Raw genomic sequence first — 23,301 nt, forward strand, 5'->3', positions numbered from 1 at the left:
TGCGGCCCGGACGGCCGCGGCGGGTGCACCCCGCTTGCGGGGGGAGAGTGGGCGGTTGAGGACAGTGGCGTTCGTCACCAGTTGGGAGCCATCGGCATGACGATCGATCCCGGAGCCAAGCAAGCCCTCAAGCCGTGGACCGCCTTCACCCAGCGACGGGACATTCCCGACTGGATCGCGAAGGCCTATATCGAGAGCTATCGCGGCCCGCACGGCGACGAACCCGGGGCGGAATCCGGCCCTATCGACCTGACCGTCCCGAGCGCCATCGTGACCCCCGCCATGCTCGGCGCGCACTATCGGCTCGGCGAGCACCGTCCCGCCGGCCAAAGCCGGGTCGCGGTCTACCCTGCGGACGACCCGGCCGGATTCGGGCCCGCGCTGCAAGTCGTCACCGACCACGGCGGCATGCTGATGGACTCCGTCACGGTGCTGCTGCACCGGCTCGGTGTCCCCTACGCGGCCATCATGACCCCGGTGTTCGAGGTGCACCGCAACCCAGCGGGCGACCTGGTCAGCGTCGAGTCGAAACCGCCCGGCGCCCCGCAGTACGTGGGCGAGGCGTGGATACACGTGCAACTGCTGCCGGCGGTCGACAGCAAGGGCCTCGCCGAGGTCGAACGGCTGTTGCCCAAGGTCCTGTCCGACGTGCAACAGGTCGCCAGCGACGCGGGCGCGTTGATCGCCACCCTGAGCGACCTGGCCGCGGACGTGGAAACCGATGCGCAGGGCCATTTCTCGGCACCCGACCGCGCCGATGTCGCGGCGCTGCTGCGCTGGCTGGGCAACGGGAACTTCCTGCTGCTCGGCTATCAACGTTGCCGCGTGCACGACCGTCTCGTCTCCGGCGACGGGTCGCCCGGGCTGGGCGTCCTGCGCGCCCGTACCGGTTCCCGCCCCCGGCTGACGGATGACGACAAATTGCTGGTGTTGGCGCAATCGGTTGTCGGCAGCTACCTGCGCTACGGCGCCTACCCGTATGCCGTCGCGGTTCGGGAAAATGTCGGCGGCGACGACGGCGTCGTCGAGCACCGCTTCGTCGGGCTCTTCACAGTCGCCGCCATGAACGCGGACGTTCTGGAAATCCCGACGATCTCGACCCGGGTGCGCAACGCACTCGCGCTGGCCGACAGCGACCCGATCCACCCCGGGCAGCTGCTGCTCGACGTCATTCAAACCGTTCCACGCTCAGAGCTGTTCACGTTGAGCGCCGAACGGCTCTTGGCGATGGCCAAAGCGGTGGTGGATCTGGGATCCCAGCGGCGGGCGTTATTGTTCCTGCGCGCCGATCGGCTCCAATACTTTGTCTCGTGCCTGGTCTACCTGCCCCGCGATCGCTACACCACGCAGGTCCGGCTGCAAATCGAGGACATTCTGGTTCGCGAGTTCGGTGGCACGCGGCTGGAATTCACCGCTCGTGTCAGCGAATCACCCTGGGCTCTCATGCATTTCATGGTCCGGTTGCCGGAAGATGCGGCGCCGGTCGACGTCTCCGAAGGCAACCGGGTCCGCATCCAGGGATTGCTGAGCGAAGCGGCGCGGACCTGGACCGACCGGTTGATCGGAGCCGCCGCGGAAGGCTCCGTCGAACAGGCCGATGCCGAGCACTACGGCACCGCTTTCTCCGAGGTCTACAAGCAAGCCGTCACCCCGGCCGATGCCATCGAGCACATCGGCATAATCGAAGGGCTGCATGATAATTCGGTCAAGCTGGTGTTCTCCGAGCGAGGCGAGGACGGGGCAGCACAGCTGACCTGGTTTCTGGGCGGGCGCACAGCCTCGCTGAGCCAGCTGTTGCCCATGCTGCAGAGCATGGGCGTGGTGGTGCTCGAGGAGCGACCGTTCACCGTCACCCGCCCGGACGGGCTGCCGGTGTGGATCTATCAGTTCAAGATTTCGATGCACCCCACGATCGCGCCGGCTACGACCACGGCGGACCACGACGCGACCGCGCAGCGGTTCGCCGATGCGGTCACCGCGATCTGGCAAGGTCGCGTCGAGATCGACCGGTTCAACGAGCTGGTGATGCGCGCCCGGCTGACCTGGCAGCAGGTCGCGCTGCTGCGTGCATACGCGAAATACCTACGACAGGCAGGCTTTCCGTACAGCCAGTCCTACATCGAGTCCGTGCTGAACGAGCATCCGTCCACCGCGCGATCGCTGGTGGCCCTGTTCGAGGCGCTTTTCGATCCCCGGCCGTCGGGCGCGTCAACCAACCGTGACGCACAAGCGGCGGCGGCCGCGGTAGCCGCCGACATCGACGCGCTGATGAGCCTGGACACCGACCGCATCCTGCGGGCGTTCGCATCGCTGGTTCAGGCGACGTTGCGCACCAATTACTTTGTTACGCGCGAGGGTTCGGCCCGCGCGCGAAATGTCCTGGCACTCAAGCTGAATGCACAGCTCGTCGACGAGCTGCCGCTGCCGCGTCCCAAGTACGAGATCTTCGTCTATTCGCCCCGCGTCGAAGGCGTGCACCTGCGGTTCGGCCCGGTGGCGCGCGGCGGGCTGCGCTGGTCGGACCGCCGCGATGATTTCCGCACCGAGATCCTCGGCCTGGTCAAGGCGCAGGCGGTGAAGAACGCCGTCATCGTGCCGGTCGGCGCCAAGGGCGGCTTCGTCGTCAAGCGGCCGCCGCTGGCGACCGGCGACCAGGCGGAGGACCGCGACGCCACCCGCGCCGAGGGCATCGCCTGCTATCAGCTGTTCATCTCCGGGCTGCTCGACGTCACCGACAACGTCGACCACAAAACGAAGAAGGTCAGCCCGCCGCCCGAGGTGATCCGGCGCGACGGCGACGACGCCTACCTGGTGGTGGCCGCGGACAAGGGCACCGCCACCTTCTCCGACATCGCCAACGACGTCGCAAAGTCCTACGGATTTTGGCTGGGTGACGCGTTCGCGTCCGGCGGATCGGTGGGCTACGACCACAAGGCCATGGGTATTACCGCCAAGGGCGCGTGGGAGGCCGTCAAGCGGCATTTCCGGGAGATGGGCGTCGACGCCCAGACCGAGGACTTCACGGTGGTGGGCGTCGGCGACATGAGCGGCGACGTGTTCGGCAACGGCATGCTGCTTTCCAAGCACATCAGGCTGATCGCCGCGTTCGATCACCGGCACGTGTTCCTCGATCCCGACCCCGACCCCGCGACCTCGTGGGTGGAGCGCCGGCGGATGTTCGACCTGCCGCGATCCAGCTGGGACGACTACGACAAGGGATTGATCAGCGACGGCGGCGGCGTGTACAGCCGCGAGCACAAATCCATCCCCGTCAGCGCGCAGGTGCGCGACGCGTTGGGCATCGACGGCGAGATCACCGAGATGACCCCGCCTAACCTGATCAAGGCGATCCTGCAGGCGCCGGTCGACCTGCTGTTCAACGGCGGCATCGGCACCTACATCAAGGCCGAGTCCGAGTCCGACGCCGACGTCGGCGATCGCGCCAACGATCCGGTGCGGGTCAACGCAAGTCAGGTGCGCGCCAAGGTGCTCGGCGAGGGCGGGAATCTGGGGGTGACCGCCCTGGGCCGGGTCGAGTTCGATCTGTCGGGCGGGCGCATCAACACCGACGCGATGGACAACTCCGCCGGCGTGGACTGTTCGGACCACGAGGTGAACATCAAGATCCTGATCGACTCACTGGTCACGGCCGGCAGGGTCGACCCCGACGAGCGCAAAGAGTTGCTGGAGTCGATGACTGACGAGGTCGCGCAACTGGTGCTCACCGACAACGAGGACCAGAACGACCTGATTGGCACCAGCCGCGCCAACGCGGCCAGCCTGCTGCCGGTGCACGGCAGGCAGATTCAGTACCTCGTCGACGAGCGGGGGCTCAACCGCGAATTGGAAGCCCTGCCGTCGGAGAAGGAGATCGACCGGCGGTGTGAGGCCGGCATCGGCCTGACGTCGCCCGAGCTGTGCACCCTGATGGCGCACGTCAAACTTGGGCTCAAAGAGGAGATGTTGAACACCGAACTGACCGAGCAGGATGTGTTCGCATCCCGGTTGCCGCAATACTTTCCGACGCCATTGCGGGAGCGGTTCACCCCGGAGATCCGCACCCACCAGCTGCGCCGTGAGATCGTCACCACCATGCTGATCAACGATCTGGTCGACACCGGGGGCATCAGCTACGCCTTCCGGATCGTCGAGGACGTGGGCGTGGGTCCGGTCGACGCGGTGCGGACGTACGTCGCCACCGACGCCATCTTCGGCGTCGGGGAGATCTGGCGGCGGATCCGCGCGGCGAATCTGCCGGTCGCGATGTCGGACCGGCTCACGCTCGACACCCGGCGGCTGATCGACCGCGCCGGCCGCTGGCTGCTCAACTACCGTCCGCAACCGCTGGCCGTCGGTGCGGAGATCAACCGGTTCGCCGCGAAGGTCAAAGTCCTGACCCCGCGGATGTCGGAGTGGCTGCGCGGCGACGACAAGGCGATCGTCGAGAAGGAAGCCGCCGAATTCTCTTCGCAGGGTGCACCCGGCGACCTGGCGTACATGATCGCCGCCGGTCTCTACCGCTTCAGTTTGCTGGACATCATCGACATCGGCGACATCAACGACATCGACGCCGGCGAGGTCGCGGACACCTATTTCGCCCTGATGGACCGGCTGGGCACCGACGGCCTGCTGACCGCGGTATCCGAACTGCCCCGCAACGATCGCTGGCATTCCCTGGCGCGCTTGGCGATTCGCGACGACATCTATGCCTCGCTGCGATCGTTGTGCTTCGATGTGCTCGCCGTGGGCGAGCCGAACGAAAGCGGCGAGGAGAAGATCGCCGAGTGGGAACACCTGTCCGCGTCACGGGTGGAGCGGGCCCGCCGCACCCTCATCGAAATTCAGGAAAGCGGGGAGAAGGATCTCGCGACGCTGTCGGTGGCCGCGCGTCAGATCCGGCGCATGACCCGCACCAGCGGAAGAGGATCCTCGAGTTGAGCATCGGCTTCGTCGCCCCCGTGCCGGTGCGCTGGTCGGACATCGACATGTACCAGCACGTCAACCACGCCACCATGGTCACGATCCTGGAGGAGGCCCGGGTCCAGTTCCTGCGCGAAGCGTTCGAGGTCGACATCTTGACCATCGGGCTGCTGATCGCCGAAGTCAAGGTGACCTACAAAGGTCAACTGCGGCTGGTCGATTCGCCGCTGCAGGTGACGATGTGGACCAAGCGGTTGCGGGCGGTGGACTTTACGCTCGGCTACGAAGTGCGCTCGGTCGGCGCCGATCCCGAGTCTAAGCCCGCCGTCATCGCCGAGTCGCAGCTGGCCGCCGTTCATATCGAGGAGGAGCGCTTGGTGCGCCTCTCCGCACACCATCGGGAGTACCTGCAACGGTGGATTCGGTAGTTGACCGCGGGCTCTGGCTGGGGCCATCGGACCGGGCCGCCCAGCGCAGGGATCTGGCCGCGTTCGTCGATTATGCGCTGCGCCTCGACGACGCGGCGGTCATTCGCCTCCGCACTCGATCGCCCGGGCTGCTGACGGCCTGGGTGGCAACGGGTTTCGACGTCCTGGCCAGTCGGGTGCTGAGTGGCGAGGTGCGGCCCGAAGACCTGTCGGTGGGCGCGGACGCCCTGGCGCGCGGCCTGGCCGCGATGGACGCCTCGGGCTACGTCGATCCCGGCTTCGCGATGGACTCCGCGTGGCGGGGTGCGTTGCCCCCGGACACCGGCTTCACCCATCTCGACGACATACCCGCCCGGGTGATGCTCGACCTCGCGCAGCGCGGCGCACAACTTGCCAAGGAACACAGCAGTTCGCACGGCCCTCCCGTATCCCTGCTCGACCAGGAGGTCATCCAGGTGAGCTCCTCCGATGCGAGTGTGGGAGTGCCCATGCGATGCGTGTTCGCCTTGACCGCAATGGGTTTCCTGCCGCAGTCGCCGGATGCCGTCGGCGCCGACGAAATGATCAGGGTCCGGATACTGCCGACCTGGTTGCGCATCGACGCCCGGTTCGGCTCTGTGTACCGGCGGCGCGGCGACTCGGCGCTGCTGCTGCGCTGACTCGTATCACGTTCCGAATCATCTTGAGCCAAACCCCGGCATGGGGCGAGTCGTCACGTGCTGTACACCATCCACAGCGGAAGAACCGAGTCCAGGTAATCCATGAACTTCTTGAGGCCCACGCGGTATTGCCCGTAGCCGTACGGATCTTCGGCGTACTCCGGGAAGGCGATGCCCAGCCCGAACAGGCCGGGGGCAAGGATTCCGTTCATCCGGTTGTATTGCAGCGGGCCCCACTGGGGCGTCTCGGGCAGCCTCCGCTGCTCGAATCCAACGGTGTAGACGACGTGGTCGCACTCGGCGATCTTCGCGTCGAAGTCCGGGTCGGCAACCCAGCACCTCTCCAACCGTTCCGGGTGCACGCCGTCGATGTTCTCGCGGGCCCACACGGCGGCTCGGCCCTTGAGGCCGGTATCATCGAAAAGTATCCAATCATCCAGATAGACAGCGTATTTGAGTGGGCTGCGGTAGAAGTTGATCACCCTGCCAACGGGCAGCCGCAGCAGGTGCGGTAACGCGATCATCGACGAGTGCGACGAGCCGAAGACGCCAACCGTCGCGCCCTCCAGCGGCACCTCGGCGAGCTTGTCGGCATCGAGCGCGACCTCGACCGGAATCTCGTCGAGGGGATAGTCGAGCCTCTTGGGGGCCGCGCCGATGGCGAGGATCACGTTGTCCGAGGCCAGCTCCGGATCCTGCGTTTCGACCCGCCACTGCCGTCGCTGCAGCGACAGGGTGGTGGCCGTCGTCTGGAAGGTGTGCACCCGTTCGCGCAGATGCGCGGTGACCCACACCAATGGGTCGGCGACCAGGGCAAGGGCGCAGGTCTCCTCCGGGTCCACTTCGGCCAGCGGCATCGGCGGGGCTTGGGAGAACCGAAAGGCCGCAGAACCATTCAGGAAACTCATGAACGTCCCGGCAATGGTGTTGCTGGACACCGACCGCCACTTGCCGCCCAGGTCTCCCGCGGCGAAGGCGGGATCGATCCAGGCGATCTTGTCAGGCGGTACGCCCCGATCGAGCAGCCTGCCGACCGCGGCAATTCCGGCGGGTCCGGCTCCGATCACTGTCCACGCGTAGGTCGCCATGTACTAGGTATAGAGGAGCGACAGGCCAAACGCTGAGTCGCAAGGACGGCCGAACGGCGCGAGCCGAGCGCGCATCCGCTCAGACGATGTCGGCGAACATCAGTGCCGTGCCGGCGGCGGTCACCGTTTGAGTCACGATTTGTGCGTGCGTGAGCCGAACGGCGGCCGGCATCAGGTTCGTCCAGCGCCGCGCCATCCAGCGATACGCCCAATAGATCGCCACCGCGCCGAACCCGAGGGTCGCGGTCCAGTTCACCACGGCGACCCAGTCCGGCGCGGCCTGGGCCATGTGGTGCCCTGCGTGCTGCTCCCCGGACGCGGTCATGGCCATCGCGTCGCCGCCGGGGTGGTCGGACCTGCCCGGCAGGCTGCCGTTCATCGCCCCGTACATCCAGGCCATCGCCACCATCATCGCGGCGTAGTAGTAGTTCGTCAGACGGCCATCGACGGCCCACGGCGCATGGCCGGCAATGCCGGCAAACCAGGCCCCGCCCAGCAGGAAGCACACCGTCGCCGCGACGGTGGGCAAAGTCATTCCCACGCCCCATGCCATCAAGATCATCACGGCCGACATCGCCAGGTGTAGCAGCTGGCTGACCACGCCCGTCCAGCAGCGGCGTTGGGCGACAAGAAAATACGCGTAGGCTGCGAAGCTGACGGCGAACAGCGCCGTCACCGCCCATCGCAACGTGTTATCCACTAACCCGCCTTCCGCCGGTGGGCTCGCCCGGCATCAGCTCAAGGCGTAAAGCCGGCTCCGATCGCTGTCATCGCACGACAGTACCCCCACAGGGTATCGCTCCCTAAGCGACACCCCGGGCAGTCGGCCAAGTGCAATGCGAAACCGAATGCTCCGCCACGCCTTTGGGGTCTGCCGTTCAGGCCAGCCAGGCCGCGCTGTCAGGCGCGAGTTTGCCGTCGACCAGCGGGGCGCTGGCGGCGATGAGCTCTCCGGGCGGCAGGGGGATCGGCCGGCGGCCGGCGTTCACTACGCACACCGCCCCGCCCCCGCGACGCCGGAAGATCAGCGCATGGCGGGGCGCGTCCAACCAATCGATCTCCTCGCCGTCGAATTCGGTGCGCTCCTTGCGCACTTTGATGACGTGCTGGAAGAACGCGAATGTCGACTGGGGGTCCGCGAGCTGCCTCTCGACGGTCAGCGCCGCCCAGTCCTGCGGCATCGGTAGCCACGTGTCGGGCGATGCAGAGAACCCGAACGGGGGAGCGTTGCCCGACCACGGGATCGGGACCCGGCACTTGTCCCGGCCGCGTTCGGTATGCCCGGAGCGTTCCCACGTCGGGTCCTGCAGCACCTCGTCGGGCAGCTCCACGTCCGGGAGCCCGAGCTCTTCGCCGTTGTAGACGAACACCGCGCCCGGCAGCGCCAGCATCACCATCGCCATGGCGCGCGCCCGGCGCAGCCCGATCTCACCGCCCCCGTAGCGGGTGACCTCGCGGCCCACGTCATGGTTGGACAACGTCCACGTGGGGGTTGCGTTCTCAATTGCCGTGGCCGCCAACGAGTTTTCGATCGCGTCGTGAATCTCGGCCGCGTCGAAGTCGATCTGCGCCAACCGGAAATTGAAGCCGAGGTGGAGTTCGTCGGGCCGCAGATACTCCGCCCAGCGCATGTTGTCGGTCACCCACACCTCGCCGACGGTCACCGCCTCGGGGTAGTCGTCGACGACCGAACGAATGCCGCGGTGGATCTCGTGCACGCTCGGGTGATTGAAGCGCGGGTCGTCGTCGTTGTGGTGTAACACCCTGCTGTCGCCCCGCGCGTCCGGCAGTCCCGGCGGTTTCGCCATGCCGTGCGCCACGTCGATCCGAAACCCGTCGACGCCGCGTTCCAGCCAGAAGCGCAGTGTCTTCTCGAAGTCGTCGAAGATGTCCGGTTGCTCCCAGTTCAAGTCCGGCTGTTCGGCGTCGAAGAGGTGCAGGTACCACTGGCCGGGATTACCGTCCGGTTCGACCACCCTGGTCCAGGCGGGCCCACCGAACACCGACTTCCAGTTGTTCGGCGGCAGCTCGCCGTGGGCGCCGCGGCCGTCGCGGAAGAAATAGCGGTCCCGTGCCTCGGCGCCCGGACCGGCTGCCAGCGCGGCCTGGAACCAGGGGTGCGCTGAACTGCTGTGGTTCGGCACCACGTCCATGGTGATCTTGATGCCCCGTTCGTGCGCGGCCGCCACCAGCCGCTCGAAGGCCGCCATCCCGCCGAACAGCGGGTCGATGTCGCGGGGATCCGCCACGTCGTAGCCGTGGTCGGCCATCGGCGAGACGGTGACCGGGTTGAGCCAGATCGCGTCGACACCGAGCCGTTCCAGGTGGTCCAGCCGGGCAGTCAGGCCGTCCAGATCGCCGACGCCGTCGCCGTTGCTGTCGGCGAACGACCGCGGATACACCTGATAAAAGACCGCGCTTGACCACCACGGCTTGGAGGAGTTCATCCCACCCCGCTCAGTTTCGTGGGCCGACATCACAGCGCCGCATTGACCAGCGAGTGGGCGGCCATCTCAAGGTAATCGAGCAACTGACGTCGGTGCTCGTCGTCGAGCGTCTGAGAGTCGATCGAGGCGACGGCGATGTGCATGCAGCGCAGCCAGGCGTCGCGCTCGATGGGAGTGATCCGGAACGGGACGTGGCGCATCCGCAGCCGCGGATGACCCCGCCGGTCGGAGTAGGTGCGGGGGCCGCCCCAATACTGCTCGAGGAACATGCGCAACCGTTCCTCGGCGCCCGCCAAATCGTCTTCGGGGTACAGCTGGCGCAAAATTTCGTCCTCGGCGACCTGGGCATAAAAGCGCGACACGATCGCATGAAAAGTTTCGGCACCGCCGACGGCGTCATAGAAGGACTGTGGCTCGGAATCCATCGCCTCCATTGTGGTCCATCACGGCGGCGGCGGTCTGAGCCGGGCCGAGGGCACAACCGCTGTTCACCCGGGCGACATGCCGTTCACCTGCAATAGGGGTGCGATTGGCGGCGAATCATGGTGGACTATCCGCGGAGGATCTATGGCGCAGGGCAAGAGACGCCGCAGCCACCGCAGTTCTGGTGCCGCGGCAGGGTTAACCGGGCCCCCGACCGCGTCATGCCTGCATAGCGTCGATACCCATCCCCCCACCCGCCAAGACAGCGCATCCCTGTGGAGTCGCCGGCGGGTGCTGCTGCTGAATTCGACTTACGAGCCGCTGACTGCGCTGCCGATGCGGCGGGCCATCGTGATGGTCATCTGCGGGAAGGCCGACGTGGTCCACCACGACCCGGCCGGACCCGTTATCCACTCGGCCACCAGCTCGATCATGGTGCCCTCGGTGATTCAGCTGCGGACTTATGTCCGCGTCCCGTACCGGGCCCGCGTCCCGATGACCCGGGCAGCGCTGATGCACCGGGACCGATTCTCCTGCGCGTATTGCGGGGCCAAGGCCGACACCGTCGACCACGTGGTGCCACGCAGCCGCGGCGGCGACCACTCGTGGGAGAACTGCGTCGCGTGCTGCTCGACGTGCAACCACCGCAAGGGTGACAAACTGCTCACCGAACTCGGCTGGGCCCTGCGCCGGACGCCGCTGCCGCCGACGGGGCAGCACTGGCGACTGCTGTCGACGGTCAAGGAGCTCGACCCGGCCTGGGCGCGCTACCTCGGCGAGGGAGCGGCATAGCGCCCGGATCGCTCGACACCCTGTGTCCGAGTGCGCCGACGGAACCGCGTGGGATACGGTTTTCGTCGTGAGCCTTCTGCAGATTCACCTGTACTTCATCGGGATACCGTTGCTGCTGGTGGCGGTGCTGGCGGTGCTGATCTGGTCGCACAAGGGACCGCACCCGGCGGCCTACAAGTTGGGCGAGAAGTGGACGCATTCGCCGATCCTGTGGGCGGCCACGGACGAAGACGTCGGCCACACCCACGGCGGGCACGGCGGACACGAGTTCTCAGTTGGAGGTGGCGCCAGTGGCACATGGTGATGTGGCGACGATCGAGCCCGGCGAGCTGCCCAACGGGTGGGTGATCACCACCAGCGGACGGCTCTCCGGAGTCACCGAGCCCGGCGAGCTCTCCGTTCATTTCCCGTTCCCGACCAAGGACCTCGTCGCCATCGACGACGCGCTGAAGTTCGGTTCCCGGGCATCGAAGGCACGGTTCGCCATCTACCTCGGTGACCTGGGCAGCGACACCGCCGCCCGGGCTCGCGAGATCCTGGCCAAGGTGCCCACGCCGGACAACGCGGTGCTGCTGGCGGTCTCGCCCGACCAGAAGGTCATCGAGGTGGTGTACGGCTCCCAGGTCCGCGGCCGCGGCGCCGAGTCGTCCGCGCCGTTGGGCGTCGCCGCCGCATCGTCGGCCTTCGAGCGGGGCGACCTGGTGGACGGACTGGTCAGCGCGATCCGCGTCCTCAGCGCGGGGATCTCCCCGGCCTAGTGGCGATCGCGAGCGCGGCGTAGCCGGGTGCTGCGGGTCGCCACCGTTGGTTTTAGTGGCGATCGCGAGCGCGGCGTGGCCGGGTGCTGCGGGTCGCCACCATTGGGTCTAGTGGCGATCGCGAGCGCGGCGTGGCCGGGTGCTGCGGGTCGCCACCATTGGGCCTAGTCGGCCGCGTCGAACGTGCGGGCCCGCAAGGCCCGCTTGACCCCGGCCTGGCCCTCCAGCACCAGCCGCCGCAACGCCGGCGGTACCTCCGGGGCGGACAGGAACTTGTCGGCGGCCGCGATGCCGGCCTCACCGATGTTCCAGTGCGGGTACAGGCCGATCACTACCGTTTGCGCGACTTCGCTGGACCGCCGCGCCCACACGCCGGGTATCGCCTCGAAATAGCGTTCGGTGAACGGCGTGAGCAATTCATGCTGTCCGGCCGGGGCGAAGCCCGCGATGATGCTCCGGGCGGTGATGTTTGCCAGGGTGTCGTCTTCGATCACCGTGGTCCAGGCGTCCTCTTTGACCTTCGGCTGCGGCCGCGCCGTCGCCGCCTGGGCGCCGTGCCGCTTGCCGGCGGCCGTCGGATCGCGCTGCACCTCCGCGTCGATGAAGGGCGTGGCGGGTCCGTCGGCGTCGATTTCCCCGGCGCTGGCGAGCGCGGTCACGATGCGCCACCGTAGGTCGGTGTCGATCTCGAGGCCGGCCAGGCCCAACTCGGCCGGGTCGTGGTCGAGCAGGTCCGCCAGCACCACGACGTGCCGGGTCGACAGCATCGACGAACACAGGGTGTTGACGAAGGCGAGCTGGTGATCGGAGCCGGGGTCGGCGGCGCGCGCCAGCTCCAGCAGCCGATCGGCGAACTGCGGCCACCCATGCTCGCGCGCCCAGCTCGGCTCGGCGTAGGAGCCCAGCGCCGTCTGCGCCTGCAGCAGCAGCCGCTGCGCCACCCCGACCTCGGTTTCGGCGTGCACCCCGTCCGAGACCAGCGCCACGAAGTCGCGGGCGCGTAGTTCGGCCTCGCGCGTCATCTCCCACGCCGCCGACCACACCAGGGAGCGCGGGAGTGGCTCGGCGATGTCGGCGATCCGCTGCAGCGCCGTCTGCAGCGACTTGCCGTCCAGCCGCAGTGAGCAATACGTCAGATCGTCATCGTTGACCAGCACCAGCTGACCGCGCGAAACACCAACGAGGGCAGGCACTTCCGTGACGGGACCCTCGACGTCGAGTTCTTCGCGCCGGACCCGCACCAGCTTGCCGGCGCCGTCATCGTCGTAAATCCCGATCGCCAGCCGGTGCACTCGGGTTTCACCTGCCCCCGGGGCGGCGCCACTCTGTGTCACGGCGAACCGGGTGAACCGGCCGTCTGCGTCGACGTCGAAATCCGGCCGCAGCGTGTTCAAACCGGTCGTCTTCAACCATTGCCGGCCCCAGTCGGACAGGTCCCGGCCCGACGCGTTCTCCAGCGCGGCGACCAGGTCGTCGAAGGTCGCGTTGCCGAACGCGTGACTGCGGAAGTAGTCGCGCAGCCCGGCCAGGAAATGCTCCAGCCCGACGTAGGCGACCAGCTGCTTGAGGACGGAGGCGCCCTTGGCGTAGGTGATGCCGTCGAAGTTCACCTCGACCGCGGCCAGGTCGGGGATGTCCGCGGCGATCGGGTGCGTGGACGGCAGTTGGTCCTGACGGTATGCCCACGACTTCTCGACGGTCGCGAAAGTCGTCCAGGCCTCGGTGAATTCGGTGGCCTCGGCCTGGCACAGCACCGAGGCGAACGTCGCGAACGACTCGTTGAGCCACAGGTCGTCCCACCAGGTCATGGTGACGAGGTCGCCGAACCACATGTGCGCCATCTCGTGCAGCACGGTTTCGGCGCGCCGCTCGTAGGAGGCCCGGGTGACCTTGCTGCGAAAGACGTAGTCCTCCAGGAAGGTCACCGCGCCCGCGTTTTCCATTGCGCCGGCGTTGAATTCGGGCACGAACAGCTGGTCGTATTTTCCGAACGCGTAGGGCATCCCAAAGTTCTTGTGGTAGAAGCCGAATCCCTGCTTGGTCCGGGTGAACAGCCGCTCGGCGTCCATGTGGCGCGCCAACGATTCCCGGCAGAAGATGCCCAGCGGAATCTCGCCGTGTTCGTCGGTGTAGCTGTCCTTCCACTCGGCGTACGGGCCGGCGATGAGGGCCACCAGATAGGTGCTCATCCGCGGGGTGGTGGCGAAGACGTGCACGCCGTCTTCGATGGACACCGTCGCGCCGTTGGAAACCACTTTCCAGTGTTTGGGCGCCGTCACCCGCAGGTCGAACGTCGCCTTGAGGTCGGGTTGGTCGAAGCAGGCGAACATGCGCTTGGCGTCGGCGGTTTCGAATTGCGAGTACAGGTACGTCTCGTTGTCGACCGGGTCGACGAAGCGATGCAATCCCTCGCCGGTGTTGGAGTAGCGGCAGTCGGCGTCGACCACGAGGACGTTGCGTTTCTCGAGACCGCGCAACGCGATGCCCGTCGATTCGTCGTATCCGGACACGTCCAGGTCGTGGCCGTTGAGGCTGGCGCCGCGCACCGTCTCGGCGGCGAGGTCGATGTACGACTCGGCGCCGGGAAGCGCGTCGAACACCACCGTGGTGGTGGACCGGAACGTCCGTTCGCCGGGTGCGCCGGAGCCATCGGTGACATCGAGGTCGATCTGGTAGCTGTCGACGGTGATCAGGGAGGCGCGTTCGACGGCCTGGTCCCGGGTGAGATTAGGAAGGGCCACGCGTCCAACTTACGTGCCCGTCCCGCATCTGGGTCAGTGCGGGAACAGGGGCGCGGCGCCTACGGTTGTGCTGAAGGGCGTACCGACCGACGAGAGGACTGCACTATGGCTGAGAAGGCTGCCGAGAAGGACCAAGCCGACTTCTGGTTCGATCCGCTGTGTCCGTGGTGCTGGATCACTTCGCGCTGGATCCTCGAGGTGGAGAAGGTCCGCGACATCGACGTGCACTTCCACGTGATGAGCCTGGCGATCCTCAACGAGAACCGCGAAGGCCTGCCCGACAAGTATCGCGAGATGATGAAGCACGCCTGGGGTCCGGTACGGGTGGCGATCGCCGCCGAGCAGGCCCACGGGGCCGCGGTCCTCGACCCGCTCTACACCGCGATGGGCACCCGGATTCACAACGAGGACAACAAGAATCTCGAAGAGGTCATCAAGTTGTCGCTGGCCGACGCCGGCCTGCCCGCCGAGCTCGCCGAGGCCGCGACCAGCGAGGCCTACGACGATGCGCTGCGTAAGAGCCACCACGCCGGCATGGACGCCGTCGGCGACGACGTCGGCACGCCGACCATTCACGTCAACGGTGTGGCGTTCTTCGGGCCGGTGCTCTCGAAGATTCCCCGCGGCGAGGAGGCCGGCAAGCTGTGGGACGCGTCGGTGACCTTCGCGTCCTACCCGCACTTCTTCGAGCTCAAGCGGACTCGCACCGAGAAGCCCGAATTCGACTGATGAGTCGGGCGGCGACCCGCGGCGCCCGGCTTCGCCGCGCTTGCGATCGCCGACTGATGCGTCGGGCGGCGACCCGCGGCGCCCGGCTTCGCCGCGCTTGCGATCGCCGCGGCGAGCGGCTGTGTAAGGATTGCGGGCATGCGCGTCTACCTCGGCTCTGACCACGCCGGATTCGAGCTCAAGCAGCAGATCATCGAGCACCTCAAAGCATCCGGGCACGAGCCGATCGATTGCGGCGCCTTCACCTATGACGCCGAGGACGACTATCCGGCGTTCTGCATCGCGGCCGCGACGCGCACGGTGGCCGACCCCGGCAGCCTGGGCATCGTGCTGGGCGGTTCGGGCAACGGCGAACAGATTGCGGCCAACAAGGTGCCGGGCGCCCGTTGCGCGCTCGGGTGGAGCGTCGAGACGGCGACCCTGGCCCGCCAGCACAACAACGCCCAGTTGATCGGGATCGGCGGTCGCATGCACACCGTCCCCGAGGCGTTGGCCATCGTGGATGCCTTCCTGAGTGCGCAATGGTCGAAAGCCGAACGCCACCAACGGCGTATCGACATCCTCGCCGAGTACGAGCGCACTCACCAGGCGCCGCCGGTGCCCGGCGCGCAGGGCTGAGACGCCCATGCCCGAAGGGCATACCCTGCACCGGCTGGCCCGGCTGCATCAGCGCCGCTTCGGTGGGGCGCCCGTCGCGGTATCGAGCCCGCAGGGCCGCTTCGCCGATTCGGCCGTGGTGGACGGCCGCGTGCTGCGCCGCACCAGCGCTTGGGGCAAACACCTGTTCCACCACTATGACGGCGGACCGATCGTGCACGTGCACCTGGGCCTCTACGGTGCCTTCACCGAATGGCCACGCGCGGACGCGGTCCTGCCCGACCCGGTCGGGCAGGTGCGGATGCGGATGGTCGGCGCCGACTACGGCACCGACTTGCGGGGCCCCACGGTCTGCGAGGTGATCGACGAGGGCCAGGTGTCTGACGTGCTGGCCAAGCTCGGTCCCGATCCGCTGCGTAACGACGCCGATCCGTCCTGGGCGTGGAGTCGAATCACGAAGTCCCGCAGACCTATTGGCGCGCTGCTGATGGATCAGACCATCATCGCCGGCGTGGGCAACGTCTACCGCAACGAACTGCTCTACCGCCACCGCGTCGACCCGTTCCGTCCCGGCCGGGACATCGGCGAGGCGGAGTTCGATGCGGCCTGGACCGATCTGGTGGCGCTGATGAAGGTCGGCTTGCGCCGCGGCAAGATCATCGTGGTGCGGCCCGAGCACGACCACGGAGCGCCGTCGTACCGGGCCGGGCGGCCCCGGACGTACGTCTACCGGCGCGCCGGAGAAGCCTGCCGGGTCTGCGGAGATTCGATTCGCACGGCCGTGTTGGAGGGGCGAAACGTGTTCTGGTGCCCCAGCTGTCAGAAATGACCCGCCGCGCCCGTCGGCGAACTAGGTGACGCCCAGCGCGGCGTAAACCTCGTTGCTCAGGGCGAGGCTGCGCGGGTCCGCGTTGGCCTTGGTGGCGTCGAAACGGTTCATCACATACGCATAGCCGATCCGGTGTTCCAGATCGACGAACCCGAAAGAGCCGCCCAGGCCACCGTGACCGAAGATCCGCGGGTTGGGCCCGTTGACGCACCGCTGGTTGAGCATGTAGCCCAAACCCCAGCCGTGATCGGCGACCCGTGGCCCGAGCACCAAGTCGGTCTCCAGGCCGCCCTGGCACTCCCGCACCAGGTCCATGTGCTCGCGGCTGAGCACCTTCTCCTGGGCGAGCGCGTTGTAGAACGTCGCCAATCCCAGGGCCGACACCTGCCCGTTCGTGCCGGGGAACTCGAGTTGGCGCCACAGCTGCAGGTCGTGGGAGCCCAGCTCGTCGTCGGGGGCGAACCCCATGGAGATCGACAACCCCGCCTTGGGGTGCTCGGCCAGGCTGGCCGGGTAGCCGGGCGCCTGCGCGTCGGCCAGCAGGTCGCGGGCGTGTGGCTTGTTGACCCGCTCGGCGCAGCGGCGTTGATCGGGCAGGGACAGCCCGATGTGGACGTCGGCGCCGAACGGTTCGGCGATCTCGGTGCGCAGGTACTGGCCGATCGTCCGGCCCGTGACCCGGCGGAACACCTCGCCGAGGATGAAACCGAAGGTGGTCATGTGGTAGCCCTGGGCGGTGCCCGGCTCCCAGTAAGGTTCGGCGGCGGCCAGCTGTGCGCAGACGAAGTCCCAGTCGGCGACGTCTTCCCAGCGCAGCCGCGTGCGGGGGCCGATCACGCCGGACCGGTGGCTCATCACCATCGCCAGCGTGATGTCTTGTTTGCCCGCCTGCCCGAACTCGGGCCAGTAGTGCGCCACCGGGGCCCGCAGGTCCAGCTCGCCGCGGTCGGCCAGCTGGTGGACACAGGTGGCCGACAGGCCTTTGGTGCCGGACAACACCGTGGTCAGGGTGTTCTGCTGCCAGGGCCGGGTACGGGCGGCGTCGGCCCAGCCGCCCCAGAGATTGACGACGAGAGACCCGTCCACCCACGCAGCGACGGCCGCGCCAACTTCATCGCCCAGCGTGAAGTTGCGCTCGAACGCGTCGCGCACTCCGACGAAGTCCGACGCGCATGAGCCATGGATTTTGACGTCGCTCATGGCGCCTCTCTATGGAGCAGATCCTTACCCCGAGCGGGCGACGGGAATCGAACCCGCGTAGCTAGTTTGGAAGACTAGGGCTCTACCATTGAGCTACGCCCGCATGTGCTAGTCGAGCGTGACTGTAGCTGTCGACGAAGATCAAATCTAATCGACGCGGTCTTGTGATCGCTCCGTGAGGGTCCGCGAGGTCGCCGCGAAGCCCGTGGCCAACCCGCACGTGAGGGGCCTTAGGATCATCGAGGTCAGCGCGGGGTGTAGCGCAGCTTGGTAGCGCATCCGCTTTGGGAGCGGAAGGCCGCAGGTTCAAATCCTGTCACCCCGACCAGCACGACCCCGTGCCGCATGCACACGGCCCACCGAACGCCAGGAACGACCACCGAGGAGCACCCCCGTGAAGAGCACCGTCGAGCAGTTGAGCCCCACCCGGGTCCGCATCAATGTGGAGGTGCCGTTCTCCGAACTCGAGCCCGATTTCCAGCGCGCCTACCGGGAGCTGGCCAAGCAGGTGCGGCTTCCCGGTTTCCGGCCGGGCAAGGCGCCGGCGAAGTTGCTGGAGGCCCGGTTCGGCCGGGAGGCCCTGCTCGACCAGGTCGTCAACGAGGCGTTGCCCGCTCGGTACGGGCAGGCGGTCGTCGATTCGGAAGTGCAGCCCCTCGGCCAGCCCGAGATCGAGGTCACGAAGAAGGAGTACGGCGAGGAGCTGGCGTTCACCGCCGAGGTCGACGTCCGCCCCAAGATCGAGCTGCCGGACCTCGGCGCGCTGAAGATCTCCGTGGACCCGATCGACGTCAGCGACGAGGACGTCGACGCCGAATTGCAGTCGCTGCGCGCCCGGTTCGGCACCCTGACCGGCGTCGACCGACCGGTGGCCATCGGCGACTTCGTCTCCATCGACCTGTCGGCCACCATCAACGGCGAAGAGGTGCCGGGGGCCGCCGCGGAGGGACTGTCCCACGAGGTCGGGTCGGGCCGGCTCATCGCCGGCCTCGACGACGCCCTGGTCGGCCTGTCCGTCGATGAGTCCCGGGAGTTCACCGCCCAGATGGCGGCCGGTGAACACGCCGGGCAGGACGCGCAGGTGACTGTCACGGTCAAGTCGATCAAGCAACGGGAGCTCCCCGAGCCCGATGACGAGTTCGCCCAATTGGCCAGCGAGTTCGACACCATCGAGGAGCTGCGGTCGAGCCTGCGCGACCAGGTGGGGCGGGTCAAGCGCGCCCAGCAGGCCGACCAGATTCGCAACGCAGCGCTGGACACCCTGCTCGAACAGGTCGACGTGCCGCTGCCGGAAGCGATCGTCAAGGCGCAGGTCGACAGCTCGCTCCACGACGCGCTGCACAGCCTCGACCACGACGAAGCCAAGCTCGAAGAGGCGCTCGCCGGGCAGGGAAAGACACGCGAAGAGTTCGAGACCGAGACGCGCACCGCGGCGGAGACGGACGTCAAGAGGCAGCTGCTGCTGGATGCGCTCGCCGACGAGCTGGAGGTCCAGGTCGGCCAGGACGACTTGACCGAACGACTGGTCGCGACGTCGCGGCAATACGGCATCGAGCCGCAGCAGCTGTTGGGCTACCTGCAGGAGAACAACCAGCTGCCGGCGATGTTCGCCGACGTGCGACGCGGGCTCACCATCGCCGAGGTGGTGCGGGCGGCGACGGTCACCGATACCGATGGAAACGCGATCGACACCAGTGAGTTCTTCGGCAAGCGTTCGTCGGCCGACGATGCCGAGCCGACAGGCGAGGCCGAGGAAGCCGAAGACGCCGGCGAAGCTGAGGCCCCCGGCGACGAAACGGAGTGACCGGTTTGACGCTGTGAGCGAAAGCGCCCAATTGAGGGGGAGCGTGGCCGCGAAACAGTGGGCTCGGTTGGTTAGTGTCGGTGCATAGAAGAACTCGAGAAAGCAGGTAACCCAGTCGTGTCTGACATGCGTTCGCCCTCGCAAGGGCTCAACCTCACGGACTCGGTCTATGAGCGCTTGCTCTCCGAGCGCATCATCTTCCTGGGTTCGGAGGTGAACGACGAGGTCGCCAACCGGCTGTGCGCGCAGATCCTGCTGCTCGCCGCCGAGGATGCCGACAAGGACATCTCGCTGTACATCAACTCACCGGGCGGATCGATCAGCGCCGGCATGGCCATCTACGACACCATGGTGCTGGCACCCTGCGACATCGCCACCTACGCGATGGGCATGGCGGCCTCGATGGGCGAGTTCCTGCTCGCGGCCGGCACCAAGGGCAAGCGCTACGCGCTGCCGCACGCGCGCATCCTGATGCACCAGCCGCTCGGCGGGGTGACGGGCAGCGCGGCCGACATCGCCATCCAGGCCGAGCAGTTCCACGTCATCAAGAAGGAGATGTTCCGGCTGAACGCGGAATTCACCGGGCAGTCGATCGAACGCATCGAGGCCGATTCCGATCGTGACCGCTGGTTCACCGCCCCCGAAGCACTGGAATACGGGTTCGTCGACCACATCATCACGCGCGCCGCCCACATCACCAACGGAGAAGCCCAGTGAGTACTCAGCACCCTCAGACCCAGCCGCAGGCGCGCTACATCCTGCCGTCGTTCATCGAGCACTCCAGCTTCGGTGTCAAGGAGTCGAACCCCTACAACAAGCTGTTCGAAGAGCGCATCATCTTCCTCGGCGTCCAGGTGGACGACGCTTCGGCGAACGACATCATGGCGCAGCTGCTGGTGTTGGAGTCGCTGGACCCCGACCGCGACATCACCATGTACATCAACTCGCCCGGCGGCGGATTCACCTCGCTGATGGCGATTTACGACACCATGCAGTACGTGCGCGCCGACATCCAGACGGTGTGCCTGGGCCAGGCGGCCTCTGCCGCGGCGGTGTTGCTGGCCGCGGGCACTCCCGGCAAGCGGATGGCGCTGCCCAACGCGCGGGTGCTGATCCACCAGCCGTCGCTTCAGGGCGTGATCCAGGGCCAGTTCTCCGACCTGGAGATCCAGGCCGCCGAGATCGAGCGGATGCGCACGCTGATGGAGACCACGTTGGCCCGCCACACCGGCAAGGACGCCGCGACGGTCCGCAAGGACACCGACCGGGACAAGATCCTGACCGCCGAAGAGGCAAAGGACTACGGGATCATCGACACCGTCCTGGAATACCGGAAGCTCTCCGCGCAGAACGCGTAGGTCTGTCGGTCACGCCGTCCGCAAGGCGGCCGCGACGTCGGCGATGTCCGCCGGCCCCACCCGGCAGCAGCCGCCGACGATGCGTGCCCCGGCCGCCACCCACTGCCTGGCCAGCCGCGCGGAGAACGAACGCCGCCCCGCCCAGCTGTGGCCGTCCCAGCGCTCGCCGCTGTTGGGGTAGACGATCACCGGCTTGCCGATTGCCGAGGCGATCTCGATCGCCGGCAGCACGTCCCCGGGTGCACAGCAATTGACGCCGATCGCGACAATGTCGCGCACCCCGGCGGCGACGGCGAACGCCTCGGCCAGCGGTTGCCCGGCCCGGGTCCTGCTGCCGTCGATGGTGTAGCTCAGCCAGGCCCGCGCGCCGACCGAACCGACCAGATCGACCAACGCCTCGGCCTCGTCGATGTCGGGCACGGTCTCGCACGCCAGCACGTCGGCGCCGGCGCCGGCCAGGATCTCCAGCCGGGGTCGGTGCCATCTCCGCAAAGCAGCCACGGACAGGCCGTAGCGTCCGCGGTATTCCGATCCGTCGGCCAGCGCGGCGCCGTACGGGCCGACCGAGGCGGCGACGAGCCCGCCCGCGCCCGCGTGGTCACGCGCGGTCTTCGCAAGTTCGACGCTGCGACGTAGCAGCCCGGCGGTTTCGGCTCGGTCGATCCCGCGGGAAGCGAAGCCCTCGAACGACGCCTGGTAGCTGGCGGTCGTCGCGATCGTGGCACCGGCGCGATAAAACGCGTCGTGAACGGAGACGATTTCGTGCGGGTCGTCCGCCAGTAACCTCGCCGACCACAACGGGTCCGAAAGGTCATGCCCGCGCGCTTCGAGCTCGGTGGCCAGGCCGCCATCGTTGATCAGGACCGACCCGCTGTTCAGAGCCAATTCCACCCGGCCACTGTAGGGTGATTTCTTGGGGATCTGCCCGTGCTCTACCGGGGTCGGCATCTCCAGCGGAAGTGGGGATCGGTCGGCGCACCAGCCTCGGTTGGGTAACGACCGCGACACGCCAAAGACACGCAAAGCGCGTCTTTCGCGAATGACGGGCGCCGTCTGGCTATATGTTTCATGCAGACGGACAGCATGAATACCACCGACGCGATTCGGCCTTAATGGTCGCGTCGGGCCCGATCTAGCGGGTAGCGTCGGGGCATACATGCGGACAGCAAGACGAACGGCGAAAAGGAAGTAGGCCCTCAGCACCATGGCGCGCATCGGAGACGGCGGTGACCTGCTGAAGTGCTCGTTCTGCGGGAAGAGCCAGAAGCAGGTCAAGAAGCTCATTGCTGGCCCCGGTGTGTACATCTGCGACGAGTGCATCGACCTCTGTAACGAGATCATCGAAGAGGAGCTGGCCGACGCCGACGACGTCAAACTCGATGAACTCCCCAAGCCGGTTGAGATCCGGGAGTTCTTGGAGGGCTACGTCATCGGGCAGGACACCGCCAAGCGGACGCTGGCCGTCGCCGTTTACAACCACTACAAGCGCATCCAGGCCGGGGAGAAGGGCCGCGACTCCCGGCACGAGCCGGTTGAGCTGACCAAGTCCAACATTCTGATGCTCGGTCCCACCGGCTGCGGCAAGACCTACCTGGCCCAGACGCTCGCCAAGATGCTCAACGTGCCGTTCGCCATCGCTGACGCCACCGCGCTGACCGAAGCCGGTTACGTCGGTGAGGACGTCGAGAACATTCTGCTCAAACTCATTCAGGCCGCTGACTACGACGTCAAGCGCGCCGAGACCGGAATCATCTACATCGACGAGGTCGACAAGATCGCCCGCAAGAGCGAGAACCCGTCGATCACCCGCGACGTCTCCGGCGAGGGCGTTCAGCAGGCGCTGCTGAAAATCCTGGAGGGCACGCAGGCGTCGGTTCCCCCGCAGGGCGGCCGCAAGCACCCGCACCAAGAGTTCATCCAGATCGACACCACCAACGTGCTGTTCATCGTCGCGGGCGCGTTCGCCGGCCTGGAGAAGATCATCTACGAGCGCGTCGGCAAGCGGGGCCTGGGCTTCGGCGCCGAGGTCCGCTCGAAGGCCGAAATCGACACCACCGACCACTTCTCCGACGTCATGCCCGAGGACCTGATCAAGTTCGGCCTGATTCCCGAGTTCATCGGCCGGCTGCCGGTGGTCGCATCGGTGACCAACCTGGACCGGGAGTCGTTGGTCAAGATCCTGTCCGAGCCGAAGAACGCTCTGGTCAAGCAATACACCCGGCTGTTCGAGATGGACGGCGTGGAGCTCGAATTCACCGACGACGCGCTGGAGGCGATCGCTGACCAGGCCATCCACCGGGGCACGGGCGCCCGGGGTCTGCGCGCCATCATGGAAGAGGTCCTGCTGCCGGTGATGTATGACATCCCGAGCCGCGACGACGTCGCCAAGGTCGTGGTGACCAAGGAGACCGTGCAGGACAACGTGCTGCCGACGATCGTGCCCCGCAAGCCGTCGCGCACCGAGCGCCGCGACAAGAGCGCCTGACACCCCCGGCGGCCGGAAACGGCGCCCAGAGAATTGGCCGCCG

General features: G+C 67.2%; 20 protein-coding genes and 2 tRNA genes. 14 read left to right on the forward strand and 8 right to left on the reverse strand.

Annotated elements, in window-relative coordinates:
• The first annotated feature begins 96 nt into the window (after window positions 1-96).
• The 3 genes from H7J89_RS17490 to H7J89_RS17500 are packed head-to-tail and all read left to right on the forward strand — an operon-like array spanning window position 97 to window position 6,007.
• A complete protein-coding gene (locus H7J89_RS17490; protein WP_264044991.1) occupies window positions 97-4,938 on the forward strand; it encodes an NAD-glutamate dehydrogenase in 4,842 nt (1,613 codons plus the stop codon).
• Window positions 4,935-5,348: an acyl-CoA thioesterase gene (locus H7J89_RS17495; RefSeq protein WP_264044993.1), complete on the forward strand. Its 414-nt coding sequence runs from the start codon at window positions 4,935-4,937 to the stop codon at window positions 5,346-5,348. Before H7J89_RS17490 ends, H7J89_RS17495 begins: the two co-directional genes overlap by 4 nt.
• Entirely contained in the window at window positions 5,336-6,007 is a 672-nt protein-coding gene (locus H7J89_RS17500; protein ID WP_264044995.1) for a DUF8185 domain-containing protein, read from the forward strand. Before H7J89_RS17495 ends, H7J89_RS17500 begins: the two co-directional genes overlap by 13 nt.
• Window positions 6,008-6,060: 53 nt before the next feature.
• Here the strand turns inward: H7J89_RS17500 and H7J89_RS17505 are convergent, their stop codons facing one another.
• The 4 genes from H7J89_RS17505 to H7J89_RS17520 form a co-directional block, all read right to left on the reverse strand.
• The gene (locus tag H7J89_RS17505) at window positions 6,061-7,074 is read right to left on the reverse strand and encodes an FAD/NAD(P)-binding protein (protein WP_264045068.1); all 1,014 of its coding nucleotides are present in this window, start codon (window positions 7,072-7,074) and stop codon (window positions 6,061-6,063) included.
• A 100-nt stretch (window positions 7,075-7,174) separates the two neighbouring features.
• Entirely contained in the window at window positions 7,175-7,795 is a 621-nt protein-coding gene (locus H7J89_RS17510; protein ID WP_264044997.1) for a DUF5134 domain-containing protein, read from the reverse strand.
• A gap of 178 nt (window positions 7,796-7,973) precedes the next feature.
• Window positions 7,974-9,542, reverse strand: coding sequence for a glycoside hydrolase family 13 protein (locus H7J89_RS17515; RefSeq protein WP_264044999.1), 1,569 nt, complete (start codon window positions 9,540-9,542; stop codon window positions 7,974-7,976).
• Window positions 9,543-9,571: 29 nt separating this feature from the next.
• Complete coding sequence (locus tag H7J89_RS17520) at window positions 9,572-9,967, reverse strand: globin (RefSeq protein WP_264045000.1); 396 nt, start codon at window positions 9,965-9,967, stop codon at window positions 9,572-9,574.
• A gap of 142 nt (window positions 9,968-10,109) precedes the next feature.
• On the opposite strand from H7J89_RS17520, the gene H7J89_RS17525 reads away from it, so the two are divergent.
• From H7J89_RS17525 to H7J89_RS17535, 3 genes are all read left to right on the forward strand, one after another.
• A complete protein-coding gene (locus H7J89_RS17525) occupies window positions 10,110-10,757 on the forward strand; it encodes an HNH endonuclease (RefSeq protein WP_264045002.1) in 648 nt (215 codons plus the stop codon).
• Between the two features lie 76 nt (window positions 10,758-10,833).
• Window positions 10,834-11,061 (forward strand): aa3-type cytochrome oxidase subunit CtaJ, encoded by a 228-nt coding sequence (ctaJ, locus tag H7J89_RS17530; protein WP_264045070.1) that lies wholly within the window; start codon window positions 10,834-10,836, stop codon window positions 11,059-11,061.
• On the forward strand, window positions 11,048-11,515 hold the full coding sequence (locus H7J89_RS17535) for a DUF5130 domain-containing protein (RefSeq protein ID WP_066958388.1): 468 nt from the start codon (window positions 11,048-11,050) through the stop codon (window positions 11,513-11,515). The genes ctaJ and H7J89_RS17535 overlap by 14 nt, the downstream gene beginning before the upstream one ends.
• A 164-nt stretch (window positions 11,516-11,679) precedes the next feature.
• On the opposite strand, the gene pepN is transcribed toward H7J89_RS17535, so the two are convergent.
• Window positions 11,680-14,256 (reverse strand): aminopeptidase N, encoded by a 2,577-nt coding sequence (gene pepN / locus H7J89_RS17540; protein ID WP_264045007.1) that lies wholly within the window; start codon window positions 14,254-14,256, stop codon window positions 11,680-11,682.
• Between the two features lie 105 nt (window positions 14,257-14,361).
• Here pepN and H7J89_RS17545 point away from each other — a divergent pair, with 105 nt between their 5' ends.
• From H7J89_RS17545 to H7J89_RS17555, 3 genes are all read left to right on the forward strand, one after another.
• Window positions 14,362-14,985 (forward strand): Rv2466c family mycothiol-dependent reductase, encoded by a 624-nt coding sequence (locus H7J89_RS17545; RefSeq protein WP_067211527.1) that lies wholly within the window; start codon window positions 14,362-14,364, stop codon window positions 14,983-14,985.
• A 138-nt stretch (window positions 14,986-15,123) separates the two neighbouring features.
• On the forward strand, window positions 15,124-15,603 hold the full coding sequence (locus tag H7J89_RS17550) for a ribose-5-phosphate isomerase (RefSeq protein ID WP_264045010.1): 480 nt from the start codon (window positions 15,124-15,126) through the stop codon (window positions 15,601-15,603).
• A gap of 7 nt (window positions 15,604-15,610) precedes the next feature.
• Window positions 15,611-16,411, forward strand: coding sequence for an Fpg/Nei family DNA glycosylase (locus tag H7J89_RS17555; RefSeq protein WP_264045012.1), 801 nt, complete (start codon window positions 15,611-15,613; stop codon window positions 16,409-16,411).
• Between the two features lie 21 nt (window positions 16,412-16,432).
• Here the strand turns inward: H7J89_RS17555 and H7J89_RS17560 are convergent, their stop codons facing one another.
• Entirely contained in the window at window positions 16,433-17,611 is a 1,179-nt protein-coding gene (locus H7J89_RS17560) for a serine hydrolase domain-containing protein (protein WP_264045014.1), read from the reverse strand.
• Between the two features lie 32 nt (window positions 17,612-17,643).
• A tRNA-Gly gene (locus H7J89_RS17565) sits at window positions 17,644-17,714 on the reverse strand.
• A gap of 148 nt (window positions 17,715-17,862) precedes the next feature.
• On the opposite strand from H7J89_RS17565, the gene H7J89_RS17570 reads away from it, so the two are divergent.
• The 4 genes from H7J89_RS17570 (at window position 17,863) to clpP2 (ending at window position 20,773) form a co-directional block, all read left to right on the forward strand.
• Window positions 17,863-17,939: transfer RNA gene (locus H7J89_RS17570), tRNA-Pro, on the forward strand.
• Window positions 17,940-18,005: 66 nt separating this feature from the next.
• On the forward strand, window positions 18,006-19,415 hold the full coding sequence (gene tig / locus H7J89_RS17575) for a trigger factor (RefSeq protein WP_264045016.1): 1,410 nt from the start codon (window positions 18,006-18,008) through the stop codon (window positions 19,413-19,415).
• Window positions 19,416-19,541: 126 nt separating this feature from the next.
• Complete coding sequence (gene clpP1, locus H7J89_RS17580) at window positions 19,542-20,132, forward strand: ATP-dependent CLP protease proteolytic subunit ClpP1 (RefSeq protein WP_066958374.1); 591 nt, start codon at window positions 19,542-19,544, stop codon at window positions 20,130-20,132.
• Window positions 20,129-20,773 carry an ATP-dependent CLP protease proteolytic subunit ClpP2 gene (clpP2, locus tag H7J89_RS17585; protein WP_067948328.1) on the forward strand — a complete coding sequence of 215 codons (645 nt, stop codon included), beginning with the start codon at window positions 20,129-20,131 and terminating at the stop codon, window positions 20,771-20,773. Before clpP1 ends, clpP2 begins: the two co-directional genes overlap by 4 nt.
• 9 nt (window positions 20,774-20,782) lie before the next feature.
• On the opposite strand, the gene mmuM is transcribed toward clpP2, so the two are convergent.
• Window positions 20,783-21,658: a homocysteine S-methyltransferase gene (mmuM, locus tag H7J89_RS17590; RefSeq protein ID WP_372513792.1), complete on the reverse strand. Its 876-nt coding sequence runs from the start codon at window positions 21,656-21,658 to the stop codon at window positions 20,783-20,785.
• A gap of 319 nt (window positions 21,659-21,977) precedes the next feature.
• Between mmuM and clpX the strand changes: the two genes are divergently transcribed.
• Entirely contained in the window at window positions 21,978-23,258 is a 1,281-nt protein-coding gene (clpX, locus tag H7J89_RS17595) for an ATP-dependent Clp protease ATP-binding subunit ClpX (protein WP_066958367.1), read from the forward strand.
• Window positions 23,259-23,301: the final 43 nt, after the last annotated feature.

It is taken from the genome of Mycobacterium paraffinicum (assembly GCF_025822865.1).
Classification (GTDB): Bacteria; Actinomycetota; Actinomycetes; order Mycobacteriales; family Mycobacteriaceae; genus Mycobacterium; species Mycobacterium paraffinicum.